The sequence below is a fragment of the Bradyrhizobium arachidis genome (assembly GCF_015291705.1).
Classification (GTDB): domain Bacteria; phylum Pseudomonadota; class Alphaproteobacteria; order Rhizobiales; family Xanthobacteraceae; genus Bradyrhizobium; species Bradyrhizobium arachidis.
Window position 1 is genome coordinate 6,789,497 of sequence record NZ_CP030050.1, and the last position, 17,140, is coordinate 6,806,636.

Consider the following 17,140-nt stretch of genomic DNA (forward strand, 5'->3'; position numbering starts at 1 on the left):
GCCTTTGCCCACCCTACGACTTCTGAGGCAAAGCAGATGGACCAGGACGTCGCAGCGAAAGAACAGCCCCGCTACATCAAGCTCAACGAGCGCGACAATGTCGCGATCGTGGTCAATGATTTCGGGCTTCCCGCCGGCTCCCGCTTTGCCAGCGGGCTGACGCTGCGCGCCTTCGTGCCGCAAGGGCACAAGACGGCGCTGGTCGACATCGCGCAAGACGCCCCGATCATCCGCTATGGCGAGATCATCGGCTATGCGCTCTCGCCGATATCAGCCGGCGAATGGGTCGATGAAGCCCGCATCCGCATGCCGGAGGCCCCAGCCCTCGACAAGCTCGAGATCTCGACCGCCGTTCCCGCACCGCTGCCTCCGCTCGAAGGCTTCACCTTCGAAGGCTACCGCAATCCGGACGGCTCAGTCGGAACGAAAAACATCCTCGGCATCTCCTCCTCCGTGCAATGCGTCAAGGGCACGATGGAATATGCGGTCAAGCGCATCCGCGCCGAGCTGCTGCCGAAATATCCGAACGTCGACGACGTTGTCCCGTTGACGCACGCCTATGGCTGCGGCGTCGCGATTACCGCGCCCGACGCAGTCGTGCCGATCCGCACCTTGCAGAACCTCGCACTCAATCCGAATTTCGGGGGCGAGATTCTGGTCGTCGGCCTCGGCTGCGAGAAGCTCGCGCCGGAGCGGCTGGTGCCGGAAGGCGTCAGCGATGCCATCGTGCGCATGCAGGACGAGGCCTTCGACGGCTTTGGTGCGATCGTCGATGCGATCATGACCCAGGCCGAGGCACGGCTGAAGGTGCTCAACACCCGCAAGCGCGAGACCTGCCCGGCCTCCGATCTCGTCATCGGCCTGCAATGCGGCGGCAGCGACGCCTTCTCCGGCGTCACCGCGAACCCCGCCGTCGGCTTCGCCGCGGACCTCCTGGTGCGCGCCGGCGCCACCGTGATGTTCTCTGAAGTGACCGAGGTGCGCGACGCCATCCAGCTCCTGACCCGCCGTGCCATCAACGAGGACGTCGGCCGCGCGCTGGTGCGCGAGATGGCCTGGTACGATTCCTATCTCGCGCGCGGCGGCGCCGACCGCAGCGCCAACACCACGCCCGGCAACAAGAAGGGCGGACTTGCCAACATCGTCGAGAAGTCGCTCGGCTCGATCGTGAAGTCCGGATCATCCGCCATCACCGGCGTGCTCTCGCCCGGCGAGAAGGCGACGCAGAAGGGCATGCTGTTCGCGGCAACGCCCGCCTCCGACTTCATCTGCGGCACGCTCCAGCTCGCCTCCGGCATGACGCTGCAGGTCTTCACCACCGGTCGCGGCACGCCTTACGGCCTTGCGGCCGCGCCCGTGATCAAGGTCGCGACCCGCAGCGAGCTCGCGCGGCGCTGGAAGGACCTGATCGACTTCGATTCAGGCAGCATCGCCACCGGCGAGAAGACCATCGAGGAATGCGGCTGGGACCTGTTCCGCCTGATCCTCGACGTCGCCTCCGGCCGCACCAAGCCGTGGTCGGACCGCTGGGGCATCCACAACGATCTCACGCTGTTCAATCCGGCGCCGGTGACCTGAGGGTCACTGGCTGCCGAGCAGGTGCATGTCGCCGAGCGTGACCGGCAGGCTGCGCGTGATGAGGTCCGCAATCGCCGCGCGCAGCCGTTCGCTCGAAGCCGGACCGTCAAACGTCGCGTCGACTGCGCCGCTCGGGCCGGCAATCCGCATCGTCGCCGTGTTGTCGAGCGGCGCGGCGGCCCGCTTCTCGATCACGTCGAACGACTTGCCATCGATGACGCGGACTTCGTACAGCGCGTGGATCAGGCCGTAATCCGCAAGGAGGGTCCGGTATTCGGCGAGCCCGACACCCTCGACGTTGCGGCCGTTGCCGAGCTTCGACTTCGCCCGCGTGATCACGATGTAGGCGTCCAGGCCTTGCGGAGAGACATCGCTGCGAACCAGCTCCTTGAACGGATCGCTGCGCAGGAGATTGACGGGCGTAACCGGCGAATCCCTGACAGCGGCGAACGCGACGCGGCGATAGCTCACCGGCTGCACGCGAAAGCGGCCGCTGAGGAGCTTCGTCGCTTGGTGCACGATGAACTCGTCCAGCCCCCACGCGCTGATCGAAGCGCTTTGCCCGGTCTTGCCGAACCCGGTCAGGCCGGCCTGCGTCAGGCTCATCTCCTCGCCGATGGCCGAGATGATGCCGACGGTCTTGATCGCCTGCAGGCGGCTCGTGCGTGTCTCGAACGCGGCGGCGGCGCCGAGAACGGCGGAGGCAAACGCGAGGCCAATCCATAGAACAGCTATGCGGCGCATCGCCTATCGAATCCTGAAATCGAAGGAATAGGAGGCGCCCAGGCCTACCGTGGTCTGGTTCGACGATCCCCGCAGCTTGACCAGCGGACTGTCAGCGGCATCGCCCAGCAGCTTCTCGTACTCGACATAGGCATGGACCTCCCATTGCGGATTGATGCGGTAGGAGATCTGGCTGCCGAAGCCGACCGAGTGCGCGCCGCCCCTGGCATCATATAGTGGCAATCCCGACGCTGCCGCCTGCACTGCGTCGACGCCGAAATAGGGCGCGGTCGCCTTGGTGCTCTTCCAGGTGAAGCGCGGGCCAGCCGAGACCGTCAGCCTCTGGATCAGCGGCACGATGACGTCGGCGGAGACATCTGCTACGGCGCCGGTGTGGCCACCCAAGCCCTGGCGCAATTCGCTGCGCAGGCGCAGCCAGTCGACCGGATAATATTCGACGAAACCTCCGAGCTCATAGGCCGCCTTGACGTCGCCAAGGCCCGTCAGCTCGGCATATCTGTCGCTCTTGCGCGAGGAGACATATTTGAACGCGGGGCCGGCGCGAAAATTGCCGACGTCGAGCAGCGCAATGCTGGCGCTGTCGCGAGGTCCGCGAAACTGGTCGATGGATCCGGCACGACGGATGGTGAAGATCGGGATCGGGAGAAATCTCCCGTTCTTCGATCCGACGAAGTCAGGCGTGTATTCGCCACCGATGCCGACCATGACGGTCCAGTTGCCGGAGGGCGATGGCAGCATCGGCAGGTCGAATGGCGGCGCCGGCAGCGTGAATGCGGTCTGCGCCGATGCAGCCTGAGGAAGCGCGATGATCGTGCCGAGTGCGGCAAGCAAGGCGGTCGTCCGCCGCGCATTCGCCGTGAGGCGGAGAGCGGCTTCGTCAAGATAAGTCATTACGGGGCCCCGGACCGGCCTTGCTGGCCGAGTCGACTTGATGTGGTTCGGAGCCCCGCATGTGACCCGGCAAAATTGCCCCAAGATTGCAACGGGCGATCGTCGCCGCGACATTTCGCGCGGTCAGCCGTGCAGCCGGACCAACATTGCACGAACATTGCCGGCCCCCGCTCACACTCTCAAATTTTGGCCGCCGCAGCCGGTGCAACTCCCCGGCTCCTGCCTTTTATTCGCCTAGCTCGCTGCCTTAATGGAACCTCGCGCACGAACCGAAATGCCGGAATTCGGCCAGGAAGCGTCATGGTCGGGGTTCGATTGCCCCAGCAGAGAAGGACGAGGTGCGTGCGCTCGCTCGTGATCGAAGACGAACCGCAGATCGGCGCCTATGTCAGCCGGCTGCTCGGACAATTGCACGGCGTCGTCGACCTCGTCGGCTCGATTGCCGATGCCCGCCAGGCGCTGGACAATTTCAAATATGATCTCGCGATCGTCGACCGGATGCTGCCTGACGGCGATGCGCTCGAGGTGGTCACCGCGCTGAGCCAGTCGCCGGAACGTCCCGCGATCATCATGTTGACCTCCAAGGACGCCAAGGAGGACGTCGTCGACGGCCTCAACGGCGGCGCCGACGACTATCTCGGCAAGCCGTTCGAGCCGCAGGAATTGATCGCGCGTGTGCGTGCGGTCTTGCGCCGGCCTCGCCTGCTCGCGCCCGCGGTGCTGTCGCTTGGCAATGTCGAGCTGCATCTCGGCAGCAACGAGGCGATGGTCGGCGATACCAAGGTCCTGCTGCGGCGGCGCGAGGCCCTGATCCTGGGCGCGCTGCTGATGCGCCGCGATCGCGTCATCACCCGCGAGGCCCTGATCGAGGAAATCTACGGTTTCGACGACGAGATCGAATCCAACACGCTCGAAGCGCAGGTCTCGCGCTTGAGGAAAAAATTGGCGGCATACGGCGGCGACGTCGAGATCCGCAGCATGCGCGGCATCGGTTACATCCTACGGCTGGCCACGCCGCGATGACCTCGATCGCCCGGACCTTTGCGCTGTCGCTCGGCATCGCCGCGACGACGATCTTCCTGATCATGCTCGGCCTCTTCATGTGGCGCTATCCGATGGAGGAGCGCGAGTTCAGGGCGTGCCGGGTCGTGGTTGCCGTTCTCGACCGCGCCACCGAGATCGAAGGGCAGAACCTCACGGTGCGCCCGACGCGCGCTCTCGAAGAGCTCAAGGCGGACAGCCCGAACCTCTGGTACGTCGTGTCCGCAGGCGACATGGTCAGCGAGTACGGCAGCGAACGCCGGCCGGCCCTTCCCTTCGCGTTTCCCTATCACGGGCCCGTCGGCTCATCGGTCTTCAACACGCTCGACCAGAAGAGCACCTTCTGCCTCGCCGTCGTGCAAAGGGGCTCGTTGCAGCTCGCGATGATGATCGGCGAGCCTCAAGTCCGGTTCGGCCGGATTGCACGAAACTTTCTCATCCGCAGTGTCTTTTCGATCATGCTGCTGGCGCTGGCCTTCGCCGCGACCGTCGCCGTCGGCGCGGCGCTGGCCGCGCGTTTCGTCTCACGCGGCATCGAACGGGTGGCGCTTCGCGCGCTCGCGATCGACCCTGCAGCCCCGCAGGGTCTGATATCCCTGTCCGAGGTCCCTCGCGAGCTGAAGCCGCTGGTCGAGGCGCTGAACCGCGCCTTCGGCGAGATCGATGCCTATATCAGGATGCAGCGACGCTTTCTCGGCAACGCCGCCCATCAGCTTCGCACGCCGCTGACGCTGCTGCGCGCGAAGATCGAGGACGTGCCCGAGCCGGCCTTGAAGGCCGAGCTGGTGCGCGACGTCCGCCGCCTGACGTCGCTGGTGTCCGCAATGCTCGACCTGGCGCGCCTGCAAAATCATGCGATCGAAAAGCGGCCGATCGATCTTGCCGAGATCACGCTGGACGTGCTGGCCGATTTCGGTCCCTCGGCGCTGGACGCCGGCATCGAGCTTGCGCTGGAGCGCGCCGAGGAAGGCCCGGTGCTGGTGCAGGGCGTCGATGCCGCCATTCGCAGCGCGCTCGCCAATCTCGTCGGCAACGCGCTGATCCATGCCCATGGCGCCCGACGCATCGTCGTCACGCTCGCCGGCCGCAGCATCGCGGTGGAAGACGACGGCGCAGGCCTGCCCGACGGCGCCGAGCACAAGCTGCTGGAGCCGTTTCAGACCGGCAACACCGCAGGCGGCGGCGCTGGCCTCGGCCTGTCGATCGTCCGCGAGATCATGACCGCCCATGGCGGTGAGCTCGCCATCTTCTCCGCGCCCGGCCACGGCACGACGATGAGCCTGCGCTTTCCCGAACGAGCGGCGGCGACGAAATCTCCGCAGCTCGATCTGGAAGCGCGCTAGCGCGCCCTCGCCGCTCTCTCAATACTTCGCCACCACCGGCGTGTTGAAGTGATAGTTCAGCCCGCTGCGGAAGATGTGCTCCTGGAGGTGGCTGGTGTGGGCGAACGTCGCACCGAAAACGCTGGTGTACTGGTCGGTCACGCTGCCGAGGTCGACGAACAGATATTCCGTCTTCGCGGTCCAGTTCGGACCGAGCAAGCCGAACGGATTGACGGGCGACTCGAGGCCGCCACCGACGGTGTAGCCGCTCTTGGTGTGCCTGGCGGTGATCTGCTGCACGACGAACACACCGAAATTATTGGTGTCGACCAGGGTCGTCTTCACGTCGCCATAGGCGGCGCCGCCTGTCAGATAGAAGAGCGACGAGCCGACCGAATAGCCGATGCGCGCCCGCGCCGTGCCGAGCCAGGTCATCCGCTGGTCGACGGTGAGATCGAAGCCGATCGGCGGGCCGCACCACAACAGGCAAACCTCGTTGTCGCGCTGGGTCGAGCCCTGGATGTCGGCTTCGAGACCGAACACCCAATTGGCGGCCTGCCAGTTGTAGCCGATCTGTCCGCCGCCGATGAAGCCTTTCGGGCTCAAGTCGTGCCGTCCGGGATCGGTCGAAGCGACGACATCATACGTGCTGGCATTGCGCGCAATTGCGGCACCCGCATTGCCGCCGACATAAAGCCCCGTCCAGTTCGCCGCCGGCTGCTCCCGATAGGGGGTGCCGCCGACACGATAGTTCACGCCGACACGGAAAATGTGCTCGCGGGTATCCGACGAGAAACTCGCAGGCGTGCCCAGCAGGGTGCCTGCGCCCGTCTGGGTGCCGAGATTGAGATAGAGATATTCGATCTTGCCGGTCCAGTTGCCCGCGAGAGCAGCCTCGACACCGCTACCGATGGTCCAGCCGGTGCGGACCTGGCTGATGCTGAAGCTGTCGGGGATCTCGGTGACGCTGGTCCGCACGTCGCCATACGCAAAGCCGCCGGTCACATAGCTCAGCACGGGGCCATTGGCCAGGCCAACGCGGCCGCGCACGGTACCGAACCAGCCGAGCCGTTGCGAATAAGTGAGGCCCAGGGCGCTGCAGGCCGGGAGCGAGAAGACGCCGCAACGATCGTCCTTCAGGTCGGCGGCCTGGATATCCGTCTCAACACCGAGGACCACGTTGCCGAGACCGAGATTGCCGCCCTGCCAGTTGTAGCCGGCCTGCGCGCCGCCGAGCCCGCCCTGCGGCCCGAGGCGGTTGATCTCGGTAAAGATCGTGCCGGTAAATCCGGCACTGGTCAGATTGCGGCCAACGCCATAACCGGCATTGACGCCGAGATAGAAGCCGGTCCAGTCATAAAGCGTGGCCTCGATCCGCGGCGCCTTGACGTAGGCCGGCCGGGTCAGGTCGGCCGCCCCTGCGGCAGCCGTTCCGCCGATGACCATCACCACGGCGACGAGAGACGCTTTCTTCACGACCGATTCCTTTCGCTCGACTTCAGCTGCGCAAAGCCTAGGAGGTCTCGCGGCACGACTCTTGGACCGATGAGAACAAGTCCGGACAATGATGAACTCGCCCGCCGATTGCCGGCTCAATGGTGCATTCCGACAACACGACGGAAGCGCCGCCGATTGAAAAATAGCGTCATCGGTGATATCGGCTCGAACCGCCGGACGATGGACTGCAACTATTCCTTCATGACACCGCCCAAGTCCCGCTCCACGCCCGTCCATGTCTCCACGGACGAATTTCCGGTCCAGCAACGCCTCGCCAAATGGCGGGAGATCTACGGCCGCAGCATCGCGAATGTGGACATCGAGCCGATCGGCGACGAGCCGTTTCATGCCAGCGTGACCTTCCAGAGCCTGCCCGGCATCGGCATCGTGTCGGGATCGCGGTCGCCGGCACATTACCACCTCACTCGCCAGCATCTCGCCGGCGCACGGGACGGCTTCGGTATCTCCGTGCTCATCAGCGGCGCTTCCACGACGAGACAGCTCGGGCGCGAGATCGTCGGGCGCCCCGGCACCGCCGTCGTGATCTCCGGGACCGATCCGTCGGTCAGCACGATGCACCGCATGGGGCAATTCCTGACCATCGTCCTGCCCCGGCCCGAACTCGCGGTGCTGCTCCGCGATCTGGACTCCGCCTATGCGCGGCAGATTCCGGCCGAGAACGGCGCGCTTCGACTGCTGGTGCAGTACGTGAACACGCTTCACGCGGCCGGCCCGCTCGATGCGCCGCCGCTCGCGCACGCCGTGGCGAGCCACATCATCGATCTGGCAGCGCTCGCGCTCGGCGCGGAGGACGACGTCGCCCATGAAGCGGAAGGGCGCGGCCTCGCGGCCGCCCGGCTTCAGGCCATCAAGACCGACATCCGCAAGAACCTCGGCGATCAGGAACTGTCGGCAACGACGCTCGCCTTGCGGCACGGCGTCTCGCCGCGTTACGTGCACAAGCTGTTCGAACGCGACGGCACCGGCTTCTCGGAATTCGTTCTGGCGCGCCGGCTCGACTGCGCGCAGCAAATGCTGAAGGATCCGAGCTTCGCCACCCGCACCATCAGCGCCATCGCGTTCGAGTGCGGCTTCGGCGACATCTCCTATTTCAACAGGACGTTCCGACGCGCCTACAACGCGACTCCGTCCGACATCCGCTCTGCCGCTTTACGGCTCCGATGAACCTGCCGCGGGTCCGGTCGCGTGGCGCGGAACGGTCATGAAACCGAAGCGCGGAAATGTTTCAGGATTGCTTCATCGCTGTCGCCTGACGCAACCAAATAGATCGCCGGCCGCCGTCGAATGTTCGCATGCGAGCGAACCTGCTGCGGCATCGCCGCGACCAAACCTCCGATTGACATCTTCAACGGAGATTCTCCAATGCGTTTTCTTTCGATGATTGCCGTCGCCGGTGCGATGATTGCGAGCTCCACGGCTGCGTTCGCCGGCGAACTTCCCTCTTACGAAATCAAGTCGTTTCCGATCTCGACGACTCAGGTGCAGGTGCTCGGCGGTGCCGGCGTCGAGGAGCAGTCGGCCGCGCCCGCGATGATCGTCGCCGGCATGCCCGCCTCCCCCGCGCAAGTCTCGGTGCTGTCGCCGCGCGTCAAGCGGCTGGCGAGCGCGACCGCGGCGAGCGAGGAACGCTGAGACAATTTGCGACCCCGGCTGTCCTTGCCGGGGTCGTCGCTCTCGCCGTCAGCGTGAGATATAGCCCGATGCGATCGGCTTGAATCGATAGATCAGATACGGCGTCTTGTTTTCTGCTTTCCCGCCATGGAACATGGCGGCTGCGGAGACCTGTGACGCCGATACGTACATATAGCCGTCGGGAGAGGCCGTGATCCCGTCCGGCCACACCATGTCCGCATCGCTCAGATAGGTGCGAAACTTCCGATCGGTCCCGACGACACCAATCGATTTGGTCTCGACCGCAGTCAGGTAGATGTTGCCCGCGTAGTCGATCGACAGGCCGCCATTGTTCGGCTTGTCCGAGTAGCGTTCCACCCTCGCGCTCAGCTCTTCGGCGGGCAGCTTCTCGTTGGCGAGGTCGGCCGCCTTGATGCGGTACAACGAACCGCCGCTGAGCGGCGCGAAATAGACCCACTCGGACCTCGCATCCATCGTGATGCCGTCGCAGCCGACCTTGATGAGCGAAGGCTTGCCGTCCTTGCCGGGCACCGTCAGATCATTGCCATCCACGGTGATTGGCACATTCTCGGGGACCGTGGATCGATCGCCGTCCAGCACGCGCCGGGCGACGCCCGTATCCATATCGATGACGATGATCGCAGCGTGAGATCCGTCGCCACCAGGCCCGATGTTTTCGTCGGCGACGTAGAACTTCCGGTTCTTCTGGTCGATCACGATGTCCTGCGGCTGCGAGCCTTTCACCGTCACCGGCTCCGGCATGTAATAGATGCGTTCCAGCCTGTTGGTGCGCGTATTCCACCCCACCAGCTTCGGCGTGATCTGCGTCCGGAATCCCATGTCGATGATCCACACGACACCGCTTTCGTCGGAACGAAGGCCCAGCACATTGTCCAGGTACTGATCGGTGCCTTTTCGTGGCGTATTCCATTCGGCATTCGGGAACGGCTCGAACGTCGTCGGCGACGTCAGCCGCGCCACGCGTATGTCCGGACTGAAGAAGGGATGGTGGCTGAAGATCAGCTGGTTGTCGGGCGTAAACGCAATGTTGCCGACTGACTGAGGCAGCCTCGCGAAAACTTCAGCGTTGCCGCTTCCGCTTTCCGCACAGGCTGCGCCCGTGACGATTGCCGCCGACAGCAGAGTGACAAGTCGAATTCCTCTCCTCACGCTTCGCACCGTTCGCTCCCTGTGTTTTCTAAGGTTATTCCCGCGCGCGTTCGACCAGTCTTGCGCCGGTTGCCGCCGCAGGATTTTGAATGCAGAGACTTCCATCCAGGCCGAAGCTCGTTCATCACGGCGTCGCTGACATCAGTCTTTGCGAGAGCGACGATGCGCGCTAATTTGGCGACTGACAATTACGCACAGGCCGGTCCTCTAGTATCACGGAGTGAACTATGCAGAAGCTCGGCGGCAAGACGTATGATTGCGCCGTTGGATGTCCCGTCGGGGCCACCCTCGATCTGATCGACGGCAAGTGGAAGGGCGTGATCCTCTATCATCTGCTCGACGACACGATTCGCTTCAACGAGCTCAAGCGGCGCCTGTCCCGCATCACGCAGCGCATGCTGACGCGCCAGCTCCGCGAGCTCGAGGCCGACGGCCTCATTCATCGCGAGATCTACGCCGAAGTCCCGCCGCGGGTCGAGTATTCCTTGACGGCGCTGGGGCGCTCCCTCGAGCCGGTCGTTCGCATGCTCTGGACGTGGGGCAATCAGTATCTCGCGACGGAAGCTGCCCGTGCCGGCGCGGTCAACGGAGCCGTTCCACTCTCGCCGCGGGTCAGACGGAGCCTGCCGTCAGGCCACGCGTAGGGCGGCCCTGCGTCGGTCTACGCCGCGCCAAGGCACACCGCGCCATTTTCACAATCACCGATCCGCGCGCCGCCATCAAGCGGCGCGCGATCTCCTTACATGAATACTAATTCTAAATCTGATGATTGAGGGACCATTGAGTCCTTCCTGCACTTCAAGCCCGAGACTGCGCTTGTTAGTCGTCCGCCCCGCAAATGATGGGGTCGCGAATGACTACATGGCTGAGGACGACGGCAGGATTGATCGGCGGCACATTGCCGATGTTGGCAAGCTTGATGGACGCGGCGCCGGCCGCGGCGCAATCATCGTCGCAGGAGCTGCCCGCTGTCGTCGTCCAGCAATCATCGCCGCGACCAGCGGCGCGCGCCCATCCGCTTCGCTCACGCCAGGCTGTGCAAGCGGCAAGCCGTCGTCGTCAAGCCGAGCGGGCCGCTGCGAACGCCAACACCCCAGCCGCGGACGCGAGTGCTGGCGCGGAGACCGCGACGGGCCCCGTCCGCGGCTACGTCGCGACCCGCAGCGGCACCGGCACCAAGACCGACACGCCGCTGCGCGAGACGCCGCAGTCGATCAGCGTGGTGACCGCCGATCGCGTCACCGACCAGGGCGTGACCACCGTGCAGGAGGCGCTGCGCTACGTCCCCGGCGTGTTCGCCGACGCGTACGGTGCGGATTCGCGCGGCGACTTTCCACGCATCCGCGGTCAGGATCCGAACATCTATCTCGACGGCACGCGCGTGGTGAACACGTTCAACTTCAACGAATGGCGGCCGGAGCCCTACACGCTGGAGCGCATTGAGGTCCTGCGCGGTCCATCCTCGGTGCTTTACGGCGACACCTCGACCGCCGGCCTGTTGAACCTGATCTCGAAGCGCCCCCGGGCCGAATCCGCGAACGAGATCGGCGTGCAATATGGCAGCTTCAACCGCAAGCAGGTGCAGCTCGACTCCACGGGCAAGCTGACCAAGGACGGCGAGTGGCTCTATCGCTTTGTCGGCGTGTTCCGCGACAGCAACATGCAGACCGACTACGTCAAGGACGACCGCATCCTGCTGGCGCCGTCGCTGACCTGGCGGCCGACCAACAACACCAGCTGGACCGTGCTCGGCACCTACCAGAAGGACACCACCGGCTCGTCGACGGCCTTCCTGCCGCATGAAGGCACGCTCTATCCCGGTCCAAACGGCTTCATCCCTGTCAACCGCTTCACCAGCGAGCCGGGCTGGGACCGCTATCAGACCGAGACCGGCGCGGTCTCCAGCCTGTTCGAGCACCGCTTCAGCGATGCGCTCGTCGTCAGGCAGAACATGCGCTATACGCATGTGGAGGGCATCTATCACGGGCTTTATCCGGACGTGTACTCCAATCCGGACAATCCGTTCCTCGATGCGGACCGGCGCACAGTGGCGCGCTATATCTGGGCTCGCGACAGCGTCAAGGACAACTTCACTTCGGACAGCAATGCCGAGCTGAAATTTGCAACGGGCTCCGTCCAGCACAAGACGCTGTTCGGCGTCGACTACCGCGGCTACAAGGAGCGCGCTTCGTCCGGCGGAGGTTACGATGCAACGCCGTTCGATCTCTACGCGCCGGTCTACACCGGCGTCACGCCGCCGGACATGTCGGCCGAGCCCGATCTCCGCCAGAGCCAGCTCGGTCTCTACGGTCAAGATCAGCTGCGGCTGGGACCGTGGCTCGCTGTGCTCGGCCTGCGCCACGACTACGTCACCAGCGACACGCAGGGCTCACCGGTCGAGCATTACCAGGCGACCACGGGCCGCGCCGCGCTGATGTACGAGCTGCCGTTCGGCGTCACGCCTTACGTGACCTATGCACAGTCGTTCAATCCTGTGTTCGGCAGTGGTGTCTGCGCGGCGGGTGTCTGCGCGCCGCAGCGCGGCGAGATGGTGGAGCTCGGCTTCAAGTACAATCCGGCACCCGGCAACGCGATCAACGGCGCGATCTTCGACACCACCGAACGAAACCGCCTGGCCAGCGATCCCGACAATCCGCTGCTCTCGGTCCAGACCGGCAAGGTGCGCATCCGCGGCGCCGAGCTCGAGGTGCTGGCGCGCCTCACGCCGGATCTGGATCTGATCGGTGCCTACACCTATCTCGATGCGCGCGTGGAAAGCGGCGACAACGCCGGCAAGCATGTCGAGACCGTGCCGGATCACCAGGCTTCGCTCTGGGCGAAGTACCGCCTGTCGCTGATCGGCCTTCCCGGCGTCACGCTCGGCGGCGGCGTGCGCTACATCGGCGCCTCCTGGGACGGCACCGACACCATCCGCACGCCCGACTACACGCTGTTCGATGCGATGGTCCGTTACGAGACCGGTCCCTGGCGCCTTCAAGTCAATGCCAGCAACCTGTTCGACAAGCGTCACGTCACCACGTGCCTTGCGCGCGGCGACTGCTTCCTCGGCATCGGCCGCACCGTGCTGGGCAGCGTGACCTATAAGTTCTAGAGCATGATCCGAAAAAGTGCGCAGCGGTTTTTCGAAAAGACTATGCTCAAACAACAACCTGAAGCGCGATGACGATTCATCCTGATCTCATCGCGCCTTAGAGATGCTATGTCATGCTGCCCGGCATGAAGCAGCGCACGCGCGGATGGCCGTCGATATAGTGCTTCCACACCATGGTGCGGCCGATCTTGTTCGGCACGGTGATCACGGCGCCGTCAGGCACCACGACCCATTCGTCGTCGAGATGGACGCGGTACCGTCCCTTGTCGGATTCCCAATCGACATCGGCAACGACATAGCCGTCGGCATCCGAGCAGCACTGTCCGTATTCGCTGTGCAGGCTCTCGAACCAGGGCTTGAGCGGCGAGTTGGCGTAGCGGCCGTCGTCGCGCGCCAGCGCCGGGCTGGTCAGCAGCACTAGCAGCGCTGCCGCACATGGTTTTGCAAATCGCATGTCGTCTTCCCGCGGATCACAATGGCGCCGCGAGGGACAGACGATGTCGCCCGCCGGCCACGCCGTCAGGCAGGCATGGACATGGCGACTCGTTCCCCCAGCAGCTTTGCGACAGCTATGCAAATCCGGCGCCAACGCGCATTCCGGGGAACTACGGCAGAAAGGTGCAACGGCATGCGCCTTTCGACGGATATGGCCGTCGGGACAAGACCGCCGCGGCGACGACTCTCAGGGGATGCGAAAACCGCCTACTGCTTCGGAGCGGGCGCCATCATCGCGCCGCCCTTCTTCGCTGCAGGCGTGGGCGCCGGCTTGGTCGCGGCGGCCTGCGCGGGCAGATACTTCGCGACGATGGCGGGATCGACCTGGGCGATGTTGGCGTCCGGCAGGCGTTGCCAGGTCTCGTCCTTGCCGAACAGGGAAATGCCGAGGAAGCCGCGCATGGTCAGGGTCTGGCCATCGGGACTCACCGTCATCTTGGCCTTCCAGATGTTGCCGTCGCGCGGATTGACGACGTTGCCGCCCTCGTACTTCAAGCCGTCACGCTTCATGTCGCGGATGAAGGACAGACCGAGCACCGGCTGGTTCTTGCGATCGTCGGTGCACTTCGTGCAGGCCTCGTTCGGATCGTCGCCGGGGCGCGGGAAGGTCTTTGCGATCACGCCTTCGAAGATGCCGTTGTGGTCGATGAAGAGGAACCATCCGACTGTCTTGCCGTCCTCGACCTTCTGCCACAGGCCCGCTGCGGTCGGCTGCTGCGCCTGTGCCGCAGCCGGGCTCACCGCGCCGGTCGACAGTGCGAGCGCGAGCAGCGAGAGCAGCCGAAAGCTGGAAAAGAGATTCCGCATTATGATCACCTTGCTAAGCGGCAACTGGAATGGCCGCAGACTACGGCGATTTCGCGAACGGTTCCAGCACCAGAAACATGGGGCATGGCGTTCCCGCCCCTCGCCCTCAGTTGACACCGAGCTTCTTTTGCAGGCTGGAGGACGAGGTCGTGTACTGGAACACCAGCCGCTTATCCGGATAGACGTAGCGATGGGCTTTTTGCGACATCAGCGCGCCCTCATGGAAGCCGCACAGGATCAGCTTGATCTTGCCGGGATAGGTGTTGATGTCGCCGATGGCAAAGATGCCGGGCACGTTGGTCTCGAACGCGGATGTCTCGACCGGCACCAGATTGTTCTCGAGCGCAATGCCCCAGTTCGCTACCGGGCCGAGCTTCATTGTGAGACCGAAGAACGGCAGCATGGTGTCGCAGACCACCTCGGTGATGCTGTTGTCGTTGCCCTTGACGGTGGCACCGCTCAGCTTGCCGTCGGCGCCCGAGAGCGCGGTGACCTGGCCGAGTCTCAGATCCATCTTGCCGCCGGCCACCAGCGCGCGCATCTGCTCGACGCTGTGCGGGGCTGCGCGAAACTCATCGCGCCGGTGCAGCAGCGTGATGCGCTTTGCCACCGGATGCAAATTGAGCGTCCAGTCGAGCGCGGAATCGCCGCCGCCGACGATCAGCACATTCTTGTCGCGGAACGTCTCCATCTTGCGCACGGCGTAATGCACGGAGGTGCCCTCATAGACCTCGATGCCCGGCACCGGCGGACGCTTCGGCTGGAACGAGCCGCCGCCGGCCGCGATCACCACAACCTTGCATTCGAACACCTTGCCGGCATCGGTGGTGCAGCGAAACAGGGGATCGCCGATCTTCTCGACAGTCTCGACCATCTCGCCGAGATGGAATGTCGGATGGAACGGCTTGATCTGCTCCAGCAGCGCGTCGGTGAGGCCTTGCCCCGAGACCTGCGGAATGCCGGGAATGTCGTAGATCGGTTTTTCCGGATAGAGCTCGGCGCACTGGCCGCCGACCTTGTCCAGGATGTCGACGAAATGCGCCTTCATGTCGAGAAGGCCGAGCTCGAAGGCGGCAAACAGGCCACAGGGGCCGGCGCCAATAATCAGCACATCGGTTTTGATCACGTCGCTCATGTCGTCTCTTTATCGGTCGTTATCGGTTGGACGGCGCCCGTTGGGCAGAGGTGACCCTGCCTGTCTAGCCAACGGGGATGGATCAGGGAAGGCATAAAAGCGGGAGCGCCCCGCAGCCGCGCCCACTTGCCGGGTCAGGATAACTGGGCTGTAACGGGCTGCGATATGACGGAGATCAATCGGTGAACGCACCAAGCCGCCTCGACACGACGCCGCGCCTTGAGGACTACCCCTACCGCCTCAGCGACAACGTGCGCTTCGGCGATCTCGATCCCAACCAGCACGTCAACAACGCGGTCTACGCCACCTATTTCGAGACCGGCCGTGTCACGCTGATGAAGCTTCCCGAATACGGGCTGACCCCGCCGGGCCTCGCCTGGATCATGGTGCGGCTCGACATCCATTTCCGCGCCGAGCTGCATTGGCCGAACACGATCGAGCTCGGCCTCGGCGTGGTGAAGCTCGGACGGACGTCAGTGACCTTCGAGCAGGTCGTGTTCTCGAACGGAAAGTGCATTGCGTCGGCGACGTCGGTCGGCGTCCTGCTCGACGAGGCGACGCGGCGTCCGGCGCCGCTGACAGCAGAGGTGATCGAGAAGCTCAGGCCCTGGCACAAGCGCGGCATCGAGGTCGTGCCGCCGGGCTCATAGTGCATGATCCGGACCCGCAGGGCCCCGACAGCGCAAAGTGTGTAGCGGTTTCCGGGATCATGCACTCCTAGAGTGAAAGATCAGGCCTGGCGTTCGGGCGTCGCAACGACCAGCCCGTCGAGCTCGTCGGAAACCTTGATCTGGCAGGACAGGCGCGAGTTTGGGCGCACGTCGAAGCCGAAGTCGAGCATGTCCTCTTCCATCGGCGTCGGGCCGCCGACCTTCTCGCGCCAGGCTTCGTCGACATAGACATGGCAGGTCGCGCAGGCACAGGCGCCGCCGCATTCGGCCTCGATGCCGGGAATGCTGTTGCGGATCGCAGCTTCCATCACGGTCGCGCCGTTCTCGACTTCCACCGTACGGGTTTCGCCCTTGTGGTCGACAAAGTGAATCTTGGCCATGTGTGCTCGTGCTGCCGCGATGTTGGGGAAAAAGGAGTATCCGGGCTGTCCTATAACGGGTCGGTCAGGGCCGCGCTATAGCGTTTTCAAGCGAAGTGGGCCCCGTTTCGCGCGGAGGAAAACGCGTTCAGACAGAAGGCCAACGCGCAAGGCCCCCGCACGAATCGGGCTTGCGAGCCTAGTGCTTGAGGATCGCCGCGATCGCCGCGCGGACCTCGGCCACGGCCACCTTCAGCGCGGCGAAGGCGTGCGGCCGGTCGTGGCCGGTCCGGATCGCCATCTCGAGGCTGGCGGCCGCGTCGGCAACCGCAAAGGCGCCGATCCCCCTCGCCGAGCCCTTGAGCTTGTGCGCGAGCGCGCCGGTCTCGGCCGGCAACGCAGTCATTGCGGCGAGTAGGCGGACCGCCTGCTCGGCGAACATCGCGAGCACTTCCTGTTCCAGCTCGGCATCGCCGAGCGTCATGCGGGAGAGGTGGTCGAGGTCGAGCGGGCTGTCGATGGGCGCAAGCGGGGGCGAGGGCATCCAGTCCATCCGTTGCAGTTCAGGCGTCATGGCGCAGGCCCCGGCATCGCGCGATGGTTCCGCCGGTTCGGCGGTGACTTCCCCTCCACCCAAGCATGGAAATGGTTAACGAAATGTTTGG

At 64.6% G+C, this 17,140-nt stretch carries 17 protein-coding genes; 8 read left to right on the forward strand and 9 right to left on the reverse strand.

The annotated features are described in order from the left end of the window. The first annotated feature begins 36 nt into the window (after window positions 1–36). A complete protein-coding gene (garD, locus tag WN72_RS31980; protein WP_027560370.1) occupies window positions 37–1,578 on the forward strand; it encodes a galactarate dehydratase in 1,542 nt (513 codons plus the stop codon). Window positions 1,579–1,581: 3 nt separating this feature from the next. Here the strand turns inward: garD and WN72_RS31985 are convergent, their stop codons facing one another. Both WN72_RS31985 and WN72_RS31990 read right to left on the reverse strand, forming a co-directional pair. Beyond that, window positions 1,582–2,322: a hypothetical protein gene (locus WN72_RS31985; protein WP_092213337.1), complete on the reverse strand. Its 741-nt coding sequence runs from the start codon at window positions 2,320–2,322 to the stop codon at window positions 1,582–1,584. A 3-nt stretch (window positions 2,323–2,325) separates the two neighbouring features. After that, entirely contained in the window at window positions 2,326–3,213 is an 888-nt protein-coding gene (locus WN72_RS31990) for a MipA/OmpV family protein (RefSeq protein WP_167380650.1), read from the reverse strand. Between the two features lie 342 nt (window positions 3,214–3,555). On the opposite strand from WN72_RS31990, the gene WN72_RS31995 reads away from it, so the two are divergent. Both WN72_RS31995 and WN72_RS32000 read left to right on the forward strand, forming a co-directional pair. Further along, window positions 3,556–4,236, forward strand: coding sequence for a response regulator transcription factor (locus WN72_RS31995; RefSeq protein WP_092213335.1), 681 nt, complete (start codon window positions 3,556–3,558; stop codon window positions 4,234–4,236). Continuing rightward, on the forward strand, window positions 4,233–5,597 hold the full coding sequence (locus WN72_RS32000; RefSeq protein ID WP_092213333.1) for a sensor histidine kinase: 1,365 nt from the start codon (window positions 4,233–4,235) through the stop codon (window positions 5,595–5,597). Before WN72_RS31995 ends, WN72_RS32000 begins: the two co-directional genes overlap by 4 nt. 18 nt (window positions 5,598–5,615) lie before the next feature. Here WN72_RS32000 and WN72_RS32005 read toward each other — a convergent pair whose 3' ends face one another. Beyond that, window positions 5,616–7,052 carry an outer membrane protein gene (locus tag WN72_RS32005; RefSeq protein WP_244553674.1) on the reverse strand — a complete coding sequence of 479 codons (1,437 nt, stop codon included), beginning with the start codon at window positions 7,050–7,052 and terminating at the stop codon, window positions 5,616–5,618. A 156-nt stretch (window positions 7,053–7,208) separates the two neighbouring features. Here WN72_RS32005 and WN72_RS32010 point away from each other — a divergent pair, with 156 nt between their 5' ends. Together WN72_RS32010 and WN72_RS32015 are read left to right on the forward strand one after the other, a co-directional pair. Then, window positions 7,209–8,258, forward strand: coding sequence for an AraC family transcriptional regulator (locus tag WN72_RS32010; RefSeq protein ID WP_167380649.1), 1,050 nt, complete (start codon window positions 7,209–7,211; stop codon window positions 8,256–8,258). A gap of 198 nt (window positions 8,259–8,456) precedes the next feature. Next, window positions 8,457–8,726: a hypothetical protein gene (locus tag WN72_RS32015; protein WP_027560376.1), complete on the forward strand. Its 270-nt coding sequence runs from the start codon at window positions 8,457–8,459 to the stop codon at window positions 8,724–8,726. 48 nt (window positions 8,727–8,774) lie between these two features. Here WN72_RS32015 and WN72_RS32020 read toward each other — a convergent pair whose 3' ends face one another. Next, the gene (locus WN72_RS32020) at window positions 8,775–10,001 is read right to left on the reverse strand and encodes an L-dopachrome tautomerase-related protein (RefSeq protein ID WP_092213327.1); all 1,227 of its coding nucleotides are present in this window, start codon (window positions 9,999–10,001) and stop codon (window positions 8,775–8,777) included. Window positions 10,002–10,123: 122 nt separating this feature from the next. On the opposite strand from WN72_RS32020, the gene WN72_RS32025 reads away from it, so the two are divergent. Both WN72_RS32025 and WN72_RS32030 read left to right on the forward strand, forming a co-directional pair. After that, window positions 10,124–10,540 carry a winged helix-turn-helix transcriptional regulator gene (locus WN72_RS32025; protein WP_092213325.1) on the forward strand — a complete coding sequence of 139 codons (417 nt, stop codon included), beginning with the start codon at window positions 10,124–10,126 and terminating at the stop codon, window positions 10,538–10,540. A 209-nt stretch (window positions 10,541–10,749) separates the two neighbouring features. Next, on the forward strand, window positions 10,750–13,008 hold the full coding sequence (locus WN72_RS32030; RefSeq protein ID WP_092213323.1) for a TonB-dependent siderophore receptor: 2,259 nt from the start codon (window positions 10,750–10,752) through the stop codon (window positions 13,006–13,008). A gap of 106 nt (window positions 13,009–13,114) precedes the next feature. Here the strand turns inward: WN72_RS32030 and WN72_RS32035 are convergent, their stop codons facing one another. The 3 genes from WN72_RS32035 to WN72_RS32045 all read right to left on the reverse strand — a co-directional run bounded on the left by WN72_RS32035 (window position 13,115) and on the right by WN72_RS32045 (window position 15,445). Next, the gene (locus WN72_RS32035; protein ID WP_027560379.1) at window positions 13,115–13,462 is read right to left on the reverse strand and encodes a hypothetical protein; all 348 of its coding nucleotides are present in this window, start codon (window positions 13,460–13,462) and stop codon (window positions 13,115–13,117) included. Between the two features lie 248 nt (window positions 13,463–13,710). Continuing rightward, window positions 13,711–14,310 (reverse strand): DUF2147 domain-containing protein, encoded by a 600-nt coding sequence (locus tag WN72_RS32040; protein WP_167380648.1) that lies wholly within the window; start codon window positions 14,308–14,310, stop codon window positions 13,711–13,713. 106 nt (window positions 14,311–14,416) lie between these two features. After that, a complete protein-coding gene (locus WN72_RS32045) occupies window positions 14,417–15,445 on the reverse strand; it encodes an NAD(P)/FAD-dependent oxidoreductase (protein WP_027560381.1) in 1,029 nt (342 codons plus the stop codon). 182 nt (window positions 15,446–15,627) lie between these two features. Here WN72_RS32045 and WN72_RS32050 point away from each other — a divergent pair, with 182 nt between their 5' ends. Next, window positions 15,628–16,095: an acyl-CoA thioesterase gene (locus WN72_RS32050; protein WP_092213321.1), complete on the forward strand. Its 468-nt coding sequence runs from the start codon at window positions 15,628–15,630 to the stop codon at window positions 16,093–16,095. Window positions 16,096–16,175: 80 nt separating this feature from the next. On the opposite strand, the gene WN72_RS32055 is transcribed toward WN72_RS32050, so the two are convergent. Further along, a complete protein-coding gene (locus tag WN72_RS32055; protein ID WP_092213319.1) occupies window positions 16,176–16,496 on the reverse strand; it encodes a 2Fe-2S iron-sulfur cluster-binding protein in 321 nt (106 codons plus the stop codon). Between the two features lie 178 nt (window positions 16,497–16,674). After that, window positions 16,675–17,049 (reverse strand): Hpt domain-containing protein, encoded by a 375-nt coding sequence (locus WN72_RS32060; protein WP_027560384.1) that lies wholly within the window; start codon window positions 17,047–17,049, stop codon window positions 16,675–16,677. Window positions 17,050–17,140 lie beyond the last annotated feature (91 nt).